Source organism: Bacteroidota bacterium (genome assembly GCA_037133915.1).
In the GTDB taxonomy this organism is placed as follows: Bacteria; Bacteroidota; Bacteroidia; order Bacteroidales; family CAIWKO01; genus JBAXND01.
Genome location: JBAXND010000003.1, coordinates 72,964 through 90,853, shown reverse-complemented (window position 1 = coordinate 90,853; position 17,890 = coordinate 72,964). Strand labels below are relative to the sequence as shown.

The following is a 17,890-nucleotide window of genomic DNA, read 5'->3' as shown; positions in this document are numbered from 1 at the left end:
GTTTTTTCGCTTTTAGATTTTTGCTTTTAGTTGTTTTTCCAGCTCATCAATGCGTTTTGCAAGCTTTGAGAGATTGCGGAAGTGAACGTAAACGCGGCGGTATTCCGAAACATTGAACGCCGGTGAACCCTGCATAATTTCGTTTTCCGCAACATTACTGCCAATCCCCGACTGTGCAGCAACCTTAACATTATCGGCAACGGTAAGGTGACCAACAATTCCAACCTGTCCGCCAATCATACAGTTTTTACCTATTTTACTTGAGCCGGCAACGCCGCTTTGTGCAGCCATCACCGTATTTTCACCAATCTCAACATTGTGGGCAACCTGTATCAGGTTATCGAGTTTAACGCCTTTACGGATGATGGTAGAACCCAGTGTTGCTCTGTCAATAGCAGTATTGGCGCCTATTTCAACATTATCTTCAATAACTACATTTCCAATCTGAGCCACTTTTTTATAATTTGCGTCCTGCTGAGGGGCAAAGCCAAAACCATCGGCACCAATCACAGCACCTGCATGAATAGTGCAGTTAGCACCAATTACATTTTCAGAATAGATTTTCACTCCGGAGAAGAGCGTAGTGCCATTTGCTATCGTCACATTATCGCCCACATAACACTGTGGATAAATTTTCACGTTATTTCCAAGCTTCACGTTTTCGCCGATAAAAGCAAATTCACCTACATAGCAATTCTCCCCAACAGAGGCTGTTTCGGAAATAAATGACTGTTTTGAAATTCCAACCTTATTGAGTTTAATCTGATTGTAAATCTCCAGCAGGCTGGCAAAAGCCATATAACTATTTTCAACCCGTACAAGCGTACATTTTACAGTGGTTTCCGGCACAAAATCATTATTAACAATAACAATGGAAGCGTCAGTAGTATAGATGTACTGCGTATAAGCGGGATTCGCGAGAAAGGACAAAGAGCCGGCTTTCCCCTCTTCAATTTTTGAAAGTGTATGAACCGAAGCATTGGAATCTCCATCAACAGTGCCTTTGAGAAGTTCCGCGATTTGTTTTGCTGTAAATTTCATTTCGATAAATTAATTTAGAATATTATTTATAATCATTTCGTTACGGTGCAATCCTTGGGATAGCAAAGGAAATTGCGCGTTACGGGTTTCGAAAGATGCGCAACATCCACAAGGTCGCTGCACTCAGTAATATCAACCACTTCACCACCACGGAACAAAATATTTATTCTGTCAAAACCGGGATGATAGGCATGGTTATCAACCGAGCCGTGAAAGACAAAATAATCTATTCCATCATCATCATATCCGTAGATTTCACCGGTCTTCTGTCGTATTCTGTTAATATAAGCATCGTCAAACGGCAGTTCCTGCATCTCTATTCTGAAAAGATGCCTGTTCACCAGCCGGCCGCACAAGTCGGCAAGTATTTTATCGTTGCTGCGCTGCCACACTTTAATAGAAAGCAATACGTCAACATCATCCAATTCGGAAAAAGCACCGAGCAGCGTGCTGTCATTTGTAAAATCAGAAGTAGTAAATCGGTTATGAAGAAATAATGAAAGTGCGGGTGATGCAAACAGATTGTGTCCCTTTTCGGCTAGCCAGCGTGCCCGCTGAAGAATTTTAATAATAAGATGTTCAGCTGCCAGTACCGTTTTATGAAGATATACCTGCCAGTACATCAGCCTCCGCGAAACCAGAAATTTTTCAATTGAATATACGCCTTTAGAATCGACCACCAATTCGTCATTTTTCACATTCAGCATTTTTATAATACGGTCGGTGCCGATTATTCCTTCGGAAACGCCGGTATAAAAGCTGTCGCGGGTTAGATAATCGAGACGGTCAACATCAAGCTGACTTGAAACCAGCTGATGCAGGAATTTTTTAGGATGAGTATGTTCAAAAATTGCCAGTGCCACCGAAAGGTTCCCGTCAAAAATACTATTCAATCCGCGAATAAAAAGTGATGAAAGCTGCTCATGACCCAAGTTTTCGGTAATGCTGTGTTCGAGAGCATGAGAGAATGGACCATGCCCGATGTCGTGCAACAAAATTGCCAGATACAAACCGTGGGCTTCTTCCTTCGTAATGTTACAATCTTTAAAACGCAGTGTTTCCACCGCGCGCGTCATAAGATGCATGCTGCCCAACGCATGTGCAAAGCGTGTATGCAGGGCCCCCGGATAAACAAGCGGTGTTAAACCAAGCTGCTTAATTCTGCGCAAACGCTGAAACCATGGGTGTTCCACCACATCAAAGGCAAGTTCATCGGGTATGTTTACAAACCCGTAAATCGGATCGTTAAAGATTTTTCTCTTGTTCAACAATGTTCCTTTCACTGAAATAATGACTAATTTTGAGCTTCAAAATATGGCCGGCACTTACTGAATCAAAATTCAAGCCGCCAATATTACAATTTTTTTTAAAGTTTCCTGTTATACAATTGTGCAAAAATAGAACATAGAACATTATGGCGAAAATTAAAATATTATGGGTCGACGATGAAATTGACCTGCTTAAACCGCATATTTTATTTTTAAAAGAAAAAGGATACGACGTTTTTACGTCAAACAATGGCAACGAAGCCCTTGATATGATTAAAACGCAGACCTTCGATATAATCTTTCTTGATGAGAACATGCCGGGATTATCGGGATTGGAAACACTTTCTCAAATAAAAAATAGTTTGCCCAACATTCCGGTTATTATGATTACCAAAAATGAGGCAGAGGACTTAATGGAAGATGCCATTGGCAAAAGCATCTCCGATTACCTGATTAAACCCGTAAATCCAAATCAGATATTATTGGTTCTAAAGAAAAATCTGGAAAACAAAAGGATTCTTGGTGAAAAAACCGCACACGCCTATCAACAGGAATTTCGTTCTATCAGCAACGGGTTATCGCCGAGGATGAGTTCACGGGAATGGATTGATGTTTATAAAAAATTGGTTTTCTGGGAGCTTGAACTCGAAAAATCGAACGACAACAGCATGAGCGAAGTGCTGAACATGCAAAAGAAGGAAGTCAGTGTAATGTTCACCAAATTCTATGAAGCACATTACATGGACTGGCTCAGCGGCAAAGATGCCGACATCCCGACCTTATCGCACACCTTGCTTAAGGAACGGCTGTTTCCGCTATTCAACAGTCCTAATCGTGTGCTGTTTATACTCATTGACAATCTGCGCTATGACCAGTGGAAAGTACTGCAACCTGTAATAGAAGAATATTACCGGGTAATTAATGACGATATGTTTTACAGCATTTTGCCTACAGCAACACAATATGCGCGTAATGCTATTTTCTCAGGTCTGCTTCCGTCTGAAATTGAAAAAAAATATCCGAAATACTGGGTGGAAGAAATGGAAGAAGGTACAAAAAACCAGTTTGAGTCGGAACTTTTTGGAGAGCTGCTGAAACGCTACGGAAAAGACATCAAATACAGTTATAACAAGATATTGAACCATGCTGCCGGAAAACGATACGTCGAAAACTTCTCGAATATCCTGCAAAATAAATTAAACATTTTGGTGTATAATTTCGTTGATATGCTTTCGCATGCACGCACCGAGATGGAAGTGATACGCGAACTTGCCGACGACGAATCGGCATACCGCTCCCTCACCCTTTCGTGGTTCTCCCATTCACCACTTTTTGAAGTAATCCGCATGGCATCTGAACACGCCATCAGTATAGTAATTACCACCGACCACGGTTCTGTAAAAGTTACAAATCCCGTCAAGGTGATTGGAGATAAAAACACCAATACGAACCTACGTTACAAGCTCGGAAGAGCTCTTGATTATGACCGGCGTGAGGTATTTGAAGTTCGCAATCCACAAGACATTTACCTTCCAAAGGTCAATGTCAGCACTTCGTATATTTTTTGCCGGGAGAACGACTTCTTTGCCTATCCGAATAACTACAATTATTATGTTAATTATTACCGCAACACCTTTCAGCATGGCGGACTCTCGCTCGAAGAAGCCCTGATTCCATTCATTCATCTGGAGCCGAAACAGTAGCGGAAATTATACGACTTCATATGCAATTCACCTGCACCGAACTAAACCAGCTGCCCGATGCCGCCCGGGCATTGATAGCGGCACATCCTGATGCACGCCTGTTTGCATTTTCCGGAAAAATGGGCGCCGGAAAAACAACACTGATAAAAGTTCTGTGTGAAACACTGGGCGTGGAAGGAAACACAAGCAGTCCCACCTTTACCATTGTCAACGTGTATAAATCATCCGTTCACGGAGAAATATTCCATTTTGATTTTTACAGAATAAAAGACATACGCGAAATCTTCGATATTGGCTACGAAGAGTATTTTTACAGTGGTAATTATTGCTTCATTGAATGGCCCGAAAAAACGACAGAACTTCTACCACCCGAAACCGTTTCCGTTACTATTGATGTTGATGAAAATAGCGGAAACCGATTGATTCACTTTTAGGAAATAAAAGGTTCTCAGCAGCGCGTGTTTCATTCAAAACTATTCGCGATAGATGAATTTGCCTGCCCCTACCAACAAATTCTTGCCCATCGTAAATATTATTTCGTATCTTTATATTTCTGTTTTTATGAATAATTGAACGATGAATACTACTAAAAAGGGGTTTCTGAAATACGCACAATCGGAGCATTTGATGCCGCAAACCGAAATGCTGGAAACCAAAAGGCAAAGGGCAAAATTCTCTATCGGCGTTCCCCGCGAAATAGCATTTCAGGAAAACCGCATTGCACTCGTTCCCGAAGCAATCGGCGTTTTAATTAATAACGGACATCAGGTCTTTGTTGAATCAAACGCAGGTAAATCGGCACATTTTCCCGACCATGAATACAGTGAGGCCGGCGCACAAATTGTTTTTTCTCCCGAAGAAATTTTTAAAACCGATATTATTTTTAAAGTGGCTCCGCCCCTGCTCTCTGAAATTGAAATGCTGAAACCGCGTTCATCCATATTTTCGGCACTCAACCTGCCGGGGCAAAACAACGAGTATTTCAAACGCCTTTCGGCAAAAAAAATTACGGCACTTTCGTACGAACACATCAAGGACAGAACAAACGGTTACCCGGTAATCAGATCACTCAGCGAAATTGTAGGAACAACAGCTATTTCATTGGCCGCGGAATACCTAAGCAGCATAGAATATGGCAAAGGCAAAATTTTAGGTGGTTTTTCAGGCATCACGCCCGCCGAGGTAGTAATTATTGGTGCGGGCACCGTTGGCGAATTTGCTGCACGTACCGCACTTGGAATGGGAGCATTGGTCAAGATTTTTGATGATAATATTTTTAAACTCAGAAGTATTCAAAATAAGTTGAACCAGCGTTTATTCACTTCAGTGATTCAACAAAAAGTTCTTATCAAAGCGCTCCGTTCAGCCGATGTGGTAATTGGAGCTTTGCATTCACCATCCGGAAGTATTCCTTGTGTTATTACCGAAGATATGGTCCGCGAAATGCCCAACGGCTCCGTTCTTATTGATGTCAGTATTGCTCAGGGCGGGTGTATTGAAACATCCCGCTGTACGAACCATACGCATCCCGTTTTTAAAAAACACGGCGTTACGCATTACTGTGTGCCGAATATTGCCAGTAAAGTACCTCACACCGCCTCCTACGCTTTGAGCAACTTTTTTGCGCCTATCATTTCCAGAATAGGTGAAGAAGGCAGCCTGAGCAACCTTCTTAAGTCCGATTCCGGAGTAAGAGCAGGAGTATATATTTATAATGGCATCCTAACCAACGAATATATCAGTAAAACATACAACATTCCCTTCCAGGATATTGAGCTTCTGATGGCCGCATTTCATTGATTTTGCCATAGAACGCGTCTTATTTTGCCGATTTGGCTAAATATATTTGCACGAAAACTAGGATTTACTAATTTTGCCGGCTGAAATGGCAAGACAAATAACTATAACAAATACGGTAAGCATATCCGGCAAAGGATTGCACACCGGACAGGAGGTCACGCTTACATTTAAGCCTGCCCCTGAGGATTTTGGATACGTTTTTAAGAGAACGGATATTGAAGGTCAACCTATGATTCATGCGCTGGTTCAGCATGTTGTGGACACCAGCCGCGGAACCAGTATTGAAGAAAATGGAGCCCGCGTCAGTACCATAGAACATACGCTGGCAGCACTCAAAGGCCTGTCAATAGACAACGTTCTGATGGAAATCAATGGTGAAGAAACGCCGATTCTGGATGGCAGCTCAAAAGAAATTGTAGCCATTCTGAAAAGTGCTGGTCTTGTAGAGCAGAACGTTGAAAAAAAATATATTGAGCTAAAATCCAATGTAATATACAACGATCCGGTTCGTAAAGTAGAAATGATTGCCATTCCCAGTGATACCTTCAAGGTATCGTGCATGATTGATTATGACACAACTGTTCTGGGAACACAGTTTGCAACATTGGACGACATTGACCAGTTTGCCGATAAAATTGCATCAAGCAGAACCTTCGTGTTTTTACATGAGCTTGAATATTTGATTGATAATGACCTTATCAAAGGCGGTGACTTGAATACTGCCATTGTTTTTATCAACCGCATTATTTCGCAAAAAGAACTGGAACACCTCGCCAAAGTATTTAATAACCCAAAAGTTACAGTACTTAAAGAAGGCATCCTGAACAACCTTGAGTTAAATTTTCCGAATGAACCGGCCCGCCATAAACTGCTTGATGTTGTTGGTGACCTTGCACTTCTTGGAGCCACACTTAAGGCACATTTAATTGTTAAGCGTCCGGGACATTTTTCAAATGTTCAGTTTGCGAAACAAATTAAAGCAGAGTCATCGATAACCAAACCTGAAAAAATAGCTGTGGAATCGACATGGGACCTTATCAAGAAAAAGCCCCTGTACGATATCATGCATATACAGAAGACATTGCCACACCGCTACCCTCTTCTGCTTATCGATAAAATCATCGACATGGATGAAACCCGCATTACCGGGCTGAAAAATGTTACGATGAATGAGCAGTTTTTTACCGGGCATTTTCCACAAGAACCGGTAATGCCGGGTGTACTCATTGTGGAAGCCATGGCGCAGGTTGGCGGAATCTTCGCACTGAGCCGGGTTCCCGATCCTGAAAATTATATCACTTATTTCCTGAAAATAGAAAATGCCCGCTTTAAAAACAAGGTAGTTCCCGGCGATACTATCATTTTTAAACTTGAACTGATGGCACCTATCCGCAGAGGTATTTGCCATATGCGTGGCGTTGCGTATGTGAATGATAAAGTTGTGATGGAGGCCGAATTGCTTGCTCAGATCGTTAAAAACGTGAAAAAATGAACCAGCCCCTTGCCTATGTTCATCCTCAGGCCAAAATTGCCAACAATGTTGGAATAGAGCCGTATGTATTTATTGACAAAAATGTTGAGATTGGGGAAGGAACATGGATTGGGCCAAATGTAACCATACTTGAAGGCGCCCGCATCGGAAAGAATTGCAAGATATTTCCAGGCTCAGTTATTTCGGCCATGCCACAAGATCTCAAGTACAGCGGCGAAGACAGCATTGTTCGGATTGGCGATAATACCACAATCCGCGAATTTGCCACTATTCACCGGGGCACACGGGCTAATTACGAAACAACTATTGGGAGCAACTGTTTGTTAATGGCTTATGTTCATGTAGCACACGATTGCATTATCGGGAACAACGTAATATTGGCGAATTCAGCCGCACTTGCAGGTCATATCCGCATCGACGACTGGGCCATAGTCGGAGGCCTGGTTGCTATCCACCAGTTTGTTAATATTGGAATTCATTCCTTTATTGGCGGCGGCGGGTTGGTGAGAAAAGACGTTCCGCCTTTCTGCAAAGCAGCAAGAGAGCCGCTTTCCTTCTCAGGAATCAACTCTATCGGTCTCAGAAGAAGAGGTTATTCTTCCGAAAAAATCAAAGAAATTCAGGATATCTACCGCATCATTTTTGTAAAAGGATTTAATGTAACTCAGGCATTGCGGATTGTGGAGGCTGAAATGCCTGCAACACCTGAGCGGGATGAAATTATTTCTTTTATATCAGGCAGCCAGCGCGGTATCATGAAAGGTTATACCCGCAACGCAAAGGAAAAATAAGCGGGGAGCAACATGACAATTGAACTTCAGCATGTTTCTAAGAGCTTTGGCAAACAGGCGGTAATCAGCGATTTTACCCACACCTTCCTGCCGGGGCAGTGTTATGCCGTCACCGGCCCTAACGGGTCCGGCAAATCAACGCTGTTGAAGCTAATTGCAGGTTTTATGCTCCCGGGTGAGGGAAAAGTCATTTATAATCTTAACAATAAAAATATTCCCGATAACGAAGCATTTACACACATTGCCGTTGCTGCGCCCTATCTTGAGCTTATTGAAGAGTTCAGTCTGCAGGAAATGATTCGGTTTCATTTCGGGTTTAAACCTCTTACCCAAACCTATAAAGAAAACGACCTCTTTGATTTGTTAGGTTACCCTCAGTTCAGGGATAAAATTTTACGCGATTTTTCGTCAGGTATGAAACAGCGCGTTAAATTACTCCTTGCTTTACTCAGCGAAGTCCCTGTGATACTGCTTGATGAACCTTGTACCAATTTGGATCAGGATGGTATAGACTGGTATATAAACCTGACAAATAGCTCATTAGCCAACAGGCTTATCATCATATTTTCAAACGACAAAAAATATGAATTCCCGTTTTGTTCTTCCACAGTGAGACTTTCAGAATACGGGGCGTTCTCCTGATTTATTGCCGATTAACTTGTTTTCCTGCAAATTGTTATGAGATAAATTTTTATATTTGAAAAAAAAATCGCAAATTTGCAACCCATTTAAAAAAAATTCTAACATTTTAAGTTTAACATTATGCCAGTAAAAATCAGATTACAGAGACATGGTAAAAAAGGTCAGGCCTTTTTCCATATTGTAATTGCCGATGGTCGTGCACCTCGTGACGGGAAATTTAAAGATAAAATTGGCACGTACAACCCACTCACCAGACCAGCAACTATCAGCATTGACTTCGACAAAGCCCTTGATTGGGTACAAAAAGGTGCACGCCCGACAGGAACTGTCCGCGCAATCCTTTCTTACAAAGGAGTTATGATCAAGAGCCATCTTCTCAAAGGTGTTGCTAAAGGAGCCCTTACACAGGAACAGGCTGAAGCCAAGTTCCAGGCATGGGTAGCCGACAAGCAAGCTCAAATCGACGCAAAACGCAAAATGCATGAGATGTCGAAAAGAGATGTTATTAAAAAACGCCTTGAAGCAGAAGCCCGCGTAAACATTGCCAAAGCAGACATGCTCGCGAAGAAAAGAGCCAAAGCGCTTGATGAACTTAACGCGAAAAGGGATGCTGAAGCAGAAGCACCTGCAGAAACACCTGCTGATGCTCCTCAAATTGAAACGACAGAACAGGAAAACAACGAATAGTTTTCATTTGTCTTTTCTCCGATGACACAAAATGATTGCTTTTGCCTTGGTAAAATCCTGAAATCATTCGGGTACAAGGGAGATGTAATGATTCTGGTTCAAATCGGACTTGCAATGGATTATGAAAAAATGGAATCATTTTTTGTTGAAATAGACAATAAACTGGTTCCATTTTTTATTGAATCTATCGATTCGCGAAGCGAAGACCTGATGCTGGCACACTTTGAGGATATCAATTCGTCTGATGATACACAATTAATTCTCGGTAAAAATGTCTGGCTCCCACAGGAATTACTTCCGGCCAATATTGACGATCAAAAAGCCTTGCGCCTGTTAATCGGATTCAATGTCATTGACAAAGAAAAAGGGAATATCGGGCAGCTTGACGGCTACATACACATGACTCATCAGGACGTGATTCGTATTAAATCCGGCAAGCATGAGATACTGCTGCCTGCGGTGGCTGAAGTTATATCGCGCATCGACCGCCGCAAAAAAGAAATTCATGTGAATGCACCCGAAGGACTGATTGACTTCTACCTTCAATGAAACCCGCTTTCCGATTTAAACAATTTAGTATTGACGACTCAGGCTGTGCCATGAAAATTGGTACTGATGCGGTATTGCTTGGAGCCATGGCCGCAGCGAATGCCCCGGCACGAATTCTTGACGTGGGAACCGGATGCGGCATTGTGGCGCTGATGCTGGCACAACGCTTCCCGTCAGCCATTATTGACACTATTGAAATCGATAATTTTGCTTCTGAAAAAGCACAACAAAACTTCATCGCCAGTCCGTGGAAAGATAATTTGAGTGTGAGCAATATTTCATTACAAAAATTTCTCACTTCCGCTACTTCACACTATGACCTAATTGTATCGAATCCTCCCTATTTCAACAGAAGCCTTCGAAATCCGGATAAAGCAAAAACAATTGCACGGCATGACGACGAATTACCGCTTGAAGATTTGTTGCACGGCGCGTCTATTTTACTGAAGAGAGGTGCACCATTGTGGATTATTCTGCCTCGCGAAAACGTTCAAAAAGCAATTCTGACAGCTCTTTCACAGAAATTATTTCTGAATCAGCAAACAGATATCATGGCCGTTGGCGGGAAAAATGCGAAACGAAGTATTCTTGCATTCACGAAAGAAGAAAGCAGAGAGTGCATCCCTAAAGAGCTCCATATTAAAGAAACGAACGGCAATTACAGCAGCGATTTTACAAATCTTTGCAAGGAGTATTACCTTGGTTTTTAAAATTGATGCCGAAGGATTATGGTTCAATTTTTGTTGTTTGCCGGATTCTGAAAAATATTAATTTTTATTTCAAAACTATAATAATATGAAGCAATCATTCATTCAAAAAAGTGTTCTACTGCTTGTCGTTGCCGGCACCATGTTCCTCTTCGGAACAAAAAGTTACGGTCAGACGGTTTATTCATGCGACAGTAAATACGATGCGGACGTCAAAGTCTTTGTTGTAGACAGCAAGTACGATGCAGACCTTATTGTTTACAAATGCAGCAGTAAATATGACGCCACCGGCAATGAAGGACTGTGGTTCTTTACCGATAGCAAGTACGACGCCAAGAAAAAAATATTTTTTGTTGACAGTAAGTATGACGCAGACTTACTGATATACATTACTGACAGTAAATATGACGCCCAATGGCGTAACTCGTCAAAGAAACAATTTATGTATTAAGCTTTCAGCAGGTATTGCGATAGCTCAACCAGATTAATACCGTCGAAATTTCCGCTGCTCATCATCAATAGATTGGTGTCGGGATAAGACATTGATTTCAGCTTTTGTACAAGGGCAGCAGAATCGGTAAGTACTATCATTCCTGCCTTTCCAAAAGCATCCGTCACCTCCTGCTCACTTACGGGCGGAAGTTTTTTATGTTCAATGGTGTGTTTGTTGAAATACACGATGGCAATATCGCAAGCATCCATGGCGCCGTAATACTGCGAAAGAAATTCTTTGTTCAGGCTGCTGAATGTATGAAGCTCCATGCAGCCGACAAGTATCCTATTCGGGAATTGCGATTTCACGGCTTCTACCGTAGCTTTGAGTTTTGAGGGCGAATGCGCAAAGTCTTTGTATACATTGCACGTTTCATTTTTCGCAATTAATTCAAGCCGTTTTGCTGCCCCGGAAAAAGTAGAAATTGCCGCAAAATAATTGTGGTCAGAAATACCCAGGTCATTGCAAATAAGGCGGGCCCCTTCAAGATTCATCAGATTGTGATTGCCGAATATCTCGAGCGTGTAATTATTGCCTTCAGAAACAACCGTAGTAATACCATTTTCTATGGAATGAACAGGCATTCCGTAAGGTAACAGCGTGATATCATTCCTGATTTCCTTTACCAGTTTACAGAGATGCTCATCTTCTTTGCAATAAATAAGCTTACCTCCGGCTTCGATTAAATTAATGAATATCCTAAATTGATCAAGATAATTATCAAATGTCGGAAACACGTTAATATGATCCCATGCAATACCGCTCAGCAAGGCCGTATGCGGATGATACAGATGAAATTTGGGACGCAGGTCGAGCGGCGATGTAAGATATTCGTCGCCTTCAACAACCATAACCGGTGCCGCTTCCGTAATGCGTACCATGGTTTCAAAACCCTTGAGTTGTGAGCCAACCAGATAGTCGAAATCCAAACCGTAATGATGCAGCACATGCATAATCATGGCAGTAATGCTGGTCTTTCCGTGGCTTCCACCGATAACAACCCGCTTTTTATTTTTTGATTGTTCAAAAACGTATTCAGGAAAAGAATAAATCTTTAAGCCCAGTTCTTTTGCATGGAGTAATTCGGGATTATCGCCCCGTGCATGCATGCCAAGAATAACAGCATCGAGTGATGAATTAATCTTCTCAGGCAGCCAACCGGTTTCGTCTGGCAGCAAACCATGGCGGGCGAGATTGCTTTTTGCAGGTTCAAATATCTCATCATCCGAGCCGCTTACTGTATATCCTTTAAGATGCAATGCAATAGCCATGTTGTGCATAACTGCGCCGCCAATAGCAATGAAGTGTACATTCATACTTCGTCATTTTTAACAAAGATAATTGTTTGTTTATTTGGGGGAGTAAAAAATGGGCAGCGGTATTATGAATGAGTTTTATCATGCCACCCAACAAACCTATTCTAACAGCTTTACGTTATCTTTGCAGTACGTTCAAAAACTAAAAAATGAAGTTGATTCCAATATTTGCCGAAGATTTCAAACTTGACGGTGGGGCATGCTTTGGTGTAGTGCCTAAATCAATCTGGTCAAAGTATTATACTGCTGATGAGAACAACATGCTTCCTATTGCGCTCCGATGCTTGCTGGTGGATACCGGCGAGCGCGTTATCCTCATCGATAATGGCATAGGCGACAAGCAGGACGGCAAGTTCCGCGAACATTTATATTTATTCGGAAATCGTTCACTAAAAACGTCATTCGCCGAAGCAGGATATTCCTATGACGATGTTACGGACGTTTTGCTTACACACCTGCATTACGACCATTGCGGCGGTGGTGTTCAATATAATGAAGACCGGACAGGCTTTGAGTTGACGTTTAAAAAAGCAGCCTACTGGTGCAGCCGCGCACAATGGGAATGGGCTTTGAAGCCCAATCCGCGTGAAGGTGCGAGCTATTTAAAAGAAAATCTGCTGCCGATGCACGAAAGTGGAAAACTCAATTTTATTGAGCAGGAAGGTCTACTTACTGCCGAGATATTTTTGAAAATATATAACGGTCACACCGAAGGGCAAATAATTCCGGTGATAGCATATAAGAACCGCAAAGTCGTATTTATGGCTGATTTTATACCCACACCGGCCAATGTACCCCTGCCTTACGTTGCATCGTATGACACCAGACCCTTGCTCAGTATGGAAGAGAAAAAAAGATTTCTGGACGAAGCAGTGAACGAAAATTACATTTTGTTTTTCGAGCACGATTATCTGAACGAAGCCTGCTCACTGGAACAGACAATAAAAGGCGTAAGGATGAAAAACACCGGTACTGTAGAACAATTGATTCAATCGTCGTAAAAGGAGCATATGAAAGAACGGATTAACCAACTGAACGAGCAGCTTCGTGACGCTTCAGCCGAAGAAGTTCTCGAATGTGTAATCAAACAATTCAACGGTAAGATTTGCTTTGCAAGCAGCATGGGTGCCGAAGACCAGGTACTGACAGCCATGATAGCCGCAATAAATCCGGCAACCCACATTTTCACACTGGATACGGGTCGTCTGTTTAACACCACCCTGAGCCTGATAGGAAATACCCGCGAACGTTTCAATGTTAGAATAGATGTCCTATTTCCGGAAGCTGCAGCCGTAGAAAAAATGGTGAATGAAAAGGGCGTGAATCTGTTTTATGAGAGCGTTGAGAACAGAAAACTTTGCTGTAATATCCGCAAGGTAGTGCAGGTACGTCGTGCACTGGTGGGTATGGATGCATGGATAAGCGGATTGCGCCGCGAACAATCGGTTACACGCGCCCACATGAACATTGTGGAATGGGATGAAGAATTTGGTTTAGTAAAAATAAACCCCCTGATTTCATGGACTGAAGAACAGGTGTGGGAGTATATCCGTAAAAACAACATTCCTTACAACCCGCTTCACGACAATGGTTTTAGAAGTATTGGCTGCCAACCGTGCACGCGCGCTGTAAAACCCGGCGACGACCTCCGCTCCGGTCGCTGGTGGTGGGAAGATGCCGATAAAAAAGAATGCGGTTTGCATGAGTTCAGAAAAAGTGAAGACAGCCATCCCGCTTGATTATTCGGGGAATGAAATGATGTGTGTCTTATTATATTCCAGCAAATAAAAATAAATCATCTTGCGTTTTTTCTTAGAATTCTTCAATCGTTCGTAAAGCCCGGCATCATGTGTTTTAAGGAATGATGAAAAATTCTTATAGTTGAAAATGAAGGTCTCTCCACTTTCAAAATTCAGGATATATTCGCGATAATCATTGGATGTACCGACATAGGCCACGGGCTGTGTGGCAAACATTTGCGGTGCCTGATTCATTCCCGAAAAGGCAACATAATGCGTTAATGCGCCCAAAATAAAAACCCTGTAATAATACCCGTAAAAGCCCTGAGAAATATGAATTACATTTTTGTTACAATATCCAAAGCAATCTTTCACTATACAGTTTCGCGCAGCACCTGCAGTATCAATACAGCTGTATCTTAAAATAACCCGACCGGGCTCTCCGTAAGCATCGTCATTAATAAGTTCATAATGCCTGATACCCGGATTATTGTTTTTAAACTCCGTAAAGTTGAGATAAATCCCATCATGGAACACAAAATCCTTGCTGTAAGGGACTCGTTCAATGCTGTCGTTTTGAGCCTGCAAAATTCCTGTAAAGAAAAACAGGATACATGATATGGTAGTCAGTCGTGTCATTGCAGGTCAATCAGTAATATTAACGATTATTTTTTTATGTCCCGGTCCGGTTTAAGCTTGGTTGATTTCAGCTTGTGATTGTAACTTCGTTATACAAATATAATTAATTAGCCTAAAAAAATGAAATGTCAGGCATCAGAAACGCTGCCCTTTTCCTGTTCCCGATTGATTCAAATTCACACTATACAAAAACTCAGGAATAAGCTCCCTGCTTCCCGGAAGGTAAGTTGCACGCAGCCCCAGACTAATGGGTGCAACAAAACGCAACAGATGCATATCGCCGATTATTTCCGCGCCTGTTGATCTGTAGTAATTGGTATTGGTATTCTGAGTTCCCACACCATAATCAAAAAATAAATTAGCCGAAATGCGTTTAAGATAAACCAGCGAACCCACATGAAAATCAGGATACAAAACGGGAAGGGAGTAGTTTGCAGTGACGGTGTAAATAACGTCAATATACTGATCCTGATAGCCTCGCGGATATCTGATTATATCGCCATATTTATAAGTGCGTCTGTTGTTGTTCTGATAAGCCAGATAAGAAAATATGCTATGATGCCTGAAAAAACCGGGGAAATATACAATTCCTTCAATAGCAAATATCTCGCCCAGATCAACGCCGCCAAAGGGTGTATGTTTGTAGTTCAGCTCTATCATCTGTCCGAAGCGCGGCTGTATATCTTTTTGTGAGGCCCTTAGAAGATTATATGCCAGCAGCCGTGCATCTATAGTGTGAAAAAAGCCATTAACATCATAGTAATCATCTTTAGCATTTTGCTTGATTGTGTAAAGCGTTGTGCTCACCTGAGGCTGTAAAAAGCGCACATACCTGCCTGATGACAGATTGAGCGGTACTCGAATACTCCCCTGCAAACTGGTTTCATTAGAAAGAAGGTATGTTTCATTGCCTAGACTATCGTGCGATACCAGATTGCGATACACGTGTTCGCCATGCAGGTCAAAGATTGGATACCAACACCGTAAACTGATATCCGCATAGAATTTGCCTGACGTTTTAAAGAAGTCATAATCATATCCCAGTGTTGTAAAAAATGTACTCAGCTTATTCTGCGACATCACAGAAATGCCCGGACGAATTCTGTTATTGTAAGCATCAACACTAATAGGCCCCCAACTGTGAAAGTTTATCATGTGCAGAATTTTTCCGTAATAATCCGAAGGGTAAATTGTGGATGCAATGCGGTCATGCACGGTTAAGGGAGCTTCCTGCCCAATGAGGTCATTTGCAAGGTCAACGGAGGTGTTTTTAACCTTATTAAAAGGCAGCCAAGTATCAGGGGTCAAATCAATTTCAACAATATCATAACCGTCGGCAGAATAATCGGAATAGAGCAGTTTATTCCCACCGGCTGAGATGCAGGGGTCAGCAACACCAAAGCGCGAACTGGTGACCTGAAATAATTTACCTGTAAGAGTATCGCAGGCAAAAATATTATCAATGCCCGACCAGGCAGCAACAAAATAAATCCAGTTGCCATGCATCACAGGCTTAGAAATTTCATTAAACCCCGGCTTGGAAACAGGAACGATAAGAAAATCGCCGGGTTTGGCAAGGGCAAGGTATTTCCCTTTATCTTCAAGACCTATAAGAACAATATTTTTATCATTGTCAGACCAGGATGGTGTTGCCAGAAAATCATTTCCGGGTGCCGGAATTTTCTCAGTTACTTCCCCAGTTTTCGCATTCATGATTACAAGTGAAGCTTCGTTGTCGACAGTCACCTCAATGGCAGCAATACGGGTTCCGTCTTTGCTGAGTGCCGGCGAAAATAATCTCGAACGGTGAGTAATTTTATCTACTTTACGAGGCTTCAATCTGAGCGTTTTTATCACGGAATAGCTTCTGTTTTCCCAACGTGTATCCGCCATATTTTCAGACCAGCTGCACATTCCCCGGGAATACGAACAAGTGGTTTTAAACATATCGCCCGGAGTAAAGAGTTTCTTCTCCTTTCCTTTACTGTCAATTATTACAAACCTCCTCACGTCATCAATACCCGAGCGGACAGTAAGATAAAGACTGTCGTTGATGTACGATGCATTACGATAACTTGTATAGCGTTTTTTTCTATTCCCGGATATCTTTTTAAAAGGTGTAAGACTAAGCTCCTTATCCTGAATGCGCCACAGGCTGTCGAGAGTGTGCATGCATTCCTTATAGAGTTTAACTTTTCCTTTGCCGGTCGATTTTCGCAGTCCATGATTGAAGGGCGTAATGATAAACGGATACCTGCTCACGGTGGTAAGCGCCCTGTCCCAGACTGCCGCTCCGTATTTTTTGCGGACACTACCAACCATATTATATCCCAGTATGTAATGGTCGGGTGTGTAATCCCTGAAAGACCCGTATACTGCTTTATCATACGAGAACCTTCCTTTCTCAAGCAACTGTGCTCTTAGTTCCATTGAAAATGAGGGCACCCGGCCTCTTCCTGCTTGGCTAAGCAGCGTTTCTGTTACAACGGCATCGCCTTCAAGAAACCAAAAAGGAACAAATGCGCCGATAATGGCGGCGGTTGCCTGTTCGCCAAAAACATAATACAAACCGCGCGAAAACCCGTGATTTATTTTATCAACCTGTACAACATGCCTTAACTCATGCAATGCGAGCTGGTCGAGCCATGGCTGTGGATACGATTCCTGGTCGGGACACGTATAGAATTCAATACGCTTCGGTGCCCAGGGCACGGATGCGTTAGAAATAACAGACTGATTATGCAGCACAACTGAGATGCGGCGTGGCTTTTGGTTCAGACTGAGTGAAACCGGTGTATAATAAAACTCAAGCAGGTTGGCCATTTCCTGCCCATTTTTCTCCATTTTTGAAGGATAAATGACATTGAAATGTGTTGTTTTAATCTGTTTCCATTTCAGGGATGCCGGATCCTGCCCAAGGTCGTAGAACTGGCTGGAGCAAACCACTGAACCTGCCAGTGACAGCAGAATGAAAAAGATGATGCGTATGTGAGTCGAATCGGGTTTCATCATAGGTTCAGAAG

The 17,890-nt window shown here is 42.3% G+C and carries 17 protein-coding genes; 12 read left to right on the top strand and 5 right to left on the bottom strand.

Features of this window, described 5'->3' with window-relative positions; translation table 11 throughout:
* Nucleotides 1-12: 12 nt before the first annotated feature.
* Nucleotides 13-1,041, bottom strand: coding sequence for a UDP-3-O-(3-hydroxymyristoyl)glucosamine N-acyltransferase (gene lpxD / locus WCM76_02080; protein MEI6764398.1), 1,029 nt, complete (start codon nucleotides 1,039-1,041; stop codon nucleotides 13-15).
* A 32-nt stretch (nucleotides 1,042-1,073) separates the two neighbouring features.
* Entirely contained in the window at nucleotides 1,074-2,309 is a 1,236-nt protein-coding gene (locus WCM76_02075; GenBank protein ID MEI6764397.1) for an HD domain-containing protein, read from the bottom strand.
* Between the two features lie 146 nt (nucleotides 2,310-2,455).
* Between WCM76_02075 and WCM76_02070 the strand changes: the two genes are divergently transcribed.
* The 10 genes from WCM76_02070 (at nucleotide 2,456) to WCM76_02025 (ending at nucleotide 11,131) form a co-directional block, all read left to right on the top strand.
* Nucleotides 2,456-4,012: a bifunctional response regulator/alkaline phosphatase family protein gene (locus WCM76_02070; GenBank protein MEI6764396.1), complete on the top strand. Its 1,557-nt coding sequence runs from the start codon at nucleotides 2,456-2,458 to the stop codon at nucleotides 4,010-4,012.
* A 20-nt stretch (nucleotides 4,013-4,032) separates the two neighbouring features.
* Nucleotides 4,033-4,446 carry a tRNA (adenosine(37)-N6)-threonylcarbamoyltransferase complex ATPase subunit type 1 TsaE gene (gene tsaE, locus WCM76_02065; GenBank protein MEI6764395.1) on the top strand — a complete coding sequence of 138 codons (414 nt, stop codon included), beginning with the start codon at nucleotides 4,033-4,035 and terminating at the stop codon, nucleotides 4,444-4,446.
* Between the two features lie 142 nt (nucleotides 4,447-4,588).
* A complete protein-coding gene (locus tag WCM76_02060) occupies nucleotides 4,589-5,812 on the top strand; it encodes an alanine dehydrogenase (GenBank protein MEI6764394.1) in 1,224 nt (407 codons plus the stop codon).
* 85 nt (nucleotides 5,813-5,897) lie between these two features.
* Nucleotides 5,898-7,304, top strand: a complete 1,407-nt coding sequence (locus WCM76_02055) for a bifunctional UDP-3-O-[3-hydroxymyristoyl] N-acetylglucosamine deacetylase/3-hydroxyacyl-ACP dehydratase (protein ID MEI6764393.1) — start codon at nucleotides 5,898-5,900, stop codon at nucleotides 7,302-7,304.
* The gene (lpxA, locus tag WCM76_02050; GenBank protein MEI6764392.1) at nucleotides 7,301-8,095 is read left to right on the top strand and encodes an acyl-ACP--UDP-N-acetylglucosamine O-acyltransferase; all 795 of its coding nucleotides are present in this window, start codon (nucleotides 7,301-7,303) and stop codon (nucleotides 8,093-8,095) included. The genes WCM76_02055 and lpxA overlap by 4 nt, the downstream gene beginning before the upstream one ends.
* Before the next feature lie 12 nt (nucleotides 8,096-8,107).
* Nucleotides 8,108-8,737 (top strand): ATP-binding cassette domain-containing protein, encoded by a 630-nt coding sequence (locus WCM76_02045; protein MEI6764391.1) that lies wholly within the window; start codon nucleotides 8,108-8,110, stop codon nucleotides 8,735-8,737.
* Nucleotides 8,738-8,857: 120 nt separating this feature from the next.
* The gene (locus tag WCM76_02040; protein ID MEI6764390.1) at nucleotides 8,858-9,424 is read left to right on the top strand and encodes a 30S ribosomal protein S16; all 567 of its coding nucleotides are present in this window, start codon (nucleotides 8,858-8,860) and stop codon (nucleotides 9,422-9,424) included.
* 21 nt (nucleotides 9,425-9,445) lie between these two features.
* A complete protein-coding gene (rimM, locus tag WCM76_02035) occupies nucleotides 9,446-9,973 on the top strand; it encodes a ribosome maturation factor RimM (protein MEI6764389.1) in 528 nt (175 codons plus the stop codon).
* Entirely contained in the window at nucleotides 9,970-10,683 is a 714-nt protein-coding gene (locus WCM76_02030; protein ID MEI6764388.1) for a methyltransferase, read from the top strand. Before rimM ends, WCM76_02030 begins: the two co-directional genes overlap by 4 nt.
* A gap of 85 nt (nucleotides 10,684-10,768) precedes the next feature.
* Nucleotides 10,769-11,131 (top strand): DUF6150 family protein, encoded by a 363-nt coding sequence (locus WCM76_02025; GenBank protein ID MEI6764387.1) that lies wholly within the window; start codon nucleotides 10,769-10,771, stop codon nucleotides 11,129-11,131.
* Here the strand turns inward: WCM76_02025 and WCM76_02020 are convergent.
* Nucleotides 11,128-12,489 carry a Mur ligase family protein gene (locus tag WCM76_02020; protein ID MEI6764386.1) on the bottom strand — a complete coding sequence of 454 codons (1,362 nt, stop codon included), beginning with the start codon at nucleotides 12,487-12,489 and terminating at the stop codon, nucleotides 11,128-11,130. The genes WCM76_02025 and WCM76_02020 overlap by 4 nt on opposite strands.
* Nucleotides 12,490-12,638: 149 nt before the next feature.
* Here WCM76_02020 and WCM76_02015 point away from each other — a divergent pair, with 149 nt between their 5' ends.
* The gene (locus tag WCM76_02015; protein MEI6764385.1) at nucleotides 12,639-13,490 is read left to right on the top strand and encodes an MBL fold metallo-hydrolase; all 852 of its coding nucleotides are present in this window, start codon (nucleotides 12,639-12,641) and stop codon (nucleotides 13,488-13,490) included.
* Between the two features lie 9 nt (nucleotides 13,491-13,499).
* Nucleotides 13,500-14,228, top strand: a complete 729-nt coding sequence (locus WCM76_02010) for a phosphoadenylyl-sulfate reductase (protein ID MEI6764384.1) — start codon at nucleotides 13,500-13,502, stop codon at nucleotides 14,226-14,228.
* On the opposite strand, the gene WCM76_02005 is transcribed toward WCM76_02010, so the two are convergent.
* Nucleotides 14,229-14,867, bottom strand: a complete 639-nt coding sequence (locus WCM76_02005) for a hypothetical protein (protein ID MEI6764383.1) — start codon at nucleotides 14,865-14,867, stop codon at nucleotides 14,229-14,231.
* A 135-nt stretch (nucleotides 14,868-15,002) separates the two neighbouring features.
* Complete coding sequence (locus WCM76_02000) at nucleotides 15,003-17,879, bottom strand: hypothetical protein (GenBank protein ID MEI6764382.1); 2,877 nt, start codon at nucleotides 17,877-17,879, stop codon at nucleotides 15,003-15,005.
* Nucleotides 17,880-17,890 lie beyond the last annotated feature (11 nt).

Excerpts from the sequence above, each read along its gene's own strand:
- lpxD (MEI6764398.1), bottom strand. The coding sequence starts at position 1,041 with ATGAAATTTACAGCAAAACAAATCGCGGAACTTCTCAAAGGCACTGTT.
- WCM76_02070 (MEI6764396.1), top strand. The coding sequence starts at position 2,456 with ATGGCGAAAATTAAAATATTATGGGTCGACGATGAAATTGACCTGCTT.
- tsaE (MEI6764395.1), top strand. The coding sequence starts at position 4,033 with ATGCAATTCACCTGCACCGAACTAAACCAGCTGCCCGATGCCGCCCGG.
- WCM76_02060 (MEI6764394.1), top strand. The coding sequence starts at position 4,589 with ATGAATACTACTAAAAAGGGGTTTCTGAAATACGCACAATCGGAGCAT.
- WCM76_02055 (MEI6764393.1), top strand. The coding sequence starts at position 5,898 with ATGGCAAGACAAATAACTATAACAAATACGGTAAGCATATCCGGCAAA.
- lpxA (MEI6764392.1), top strand. The coding sequence starts at position 7,301 with ATGAACCAGCCCCTTGCCTATGTTCATCCTCAGGCCAAAATTGCCAAC.
- WCM76_02045 (MEI6764391.1), top strand. The coding sequence starts at position 8,108 with ATGACAATTGAACTTCAGCATGTTTCTAAGAGCTTTGGCAAACAGGCG.
- WCM76_02040 (MEI6764390.1), top strand. The coding sequence starts at position 8,858 with ATGCCAGTAAAAATCAGATTACAGAGACATGGTAAAAAAGGTCAGGCC.
- rimM (MEI6764389.1), top strand. The coding sequence starts at position 9,446 with ATGACACAAAATGATTGCTTTTGCCTTGGTAAAATCCTGAAATCATTC.
- WCM76_02030 (MEI6764388.1), top strand. The coding sequence starts at position 9,970 with ATGAAACCCGCTTTCCGATTTAAACAATTTAGTATTGACGACTCAGGC.
- WCM76_02025 (MEI6764387.1), top strand. The coding sequence starts at position 10,769 with ATGAAGCAATCATTCATTCAAAAAAGTGTTCTACTGCTTGTCGTTGCC.
- WCM76_02020 (MEI6764386.1), bottom strand. The coding sequence starts at position 12,489 with ATGAATGTACACTTCATTGCTATTGGCGGCGCAGTTATGCACAACATG.
- WCM76_02015 (MEI6764385.1), top strand. The coding sequence starts at position 12,639 with ATGAAGTTGATTCCAATATTTGCCGAAGATTTCAAACTTGACGGTGGG.
- WCM76_02010 (MEI6764384.1), top strand. The coding sequence starts at position 13,500 with ATGAAAGAACGGATTAACCAACTGAACGAGCAGCTTCGTGACGCTTCA.
- WCM76_02005 (MEI6764383.1), bottom strand. The coding sequence starts at position 14,867 with ATGACACGACTGACTACCATATCATGTATCCTGTTTTTCTTTACAGGA.
- WCM76_02000 (MEI6764382.1), bottom strand. The coding sequence starts at position 17,879 with ATGATGAAACCCGATTCGACTCACATACGCATCATCTTTTTCATTCTG.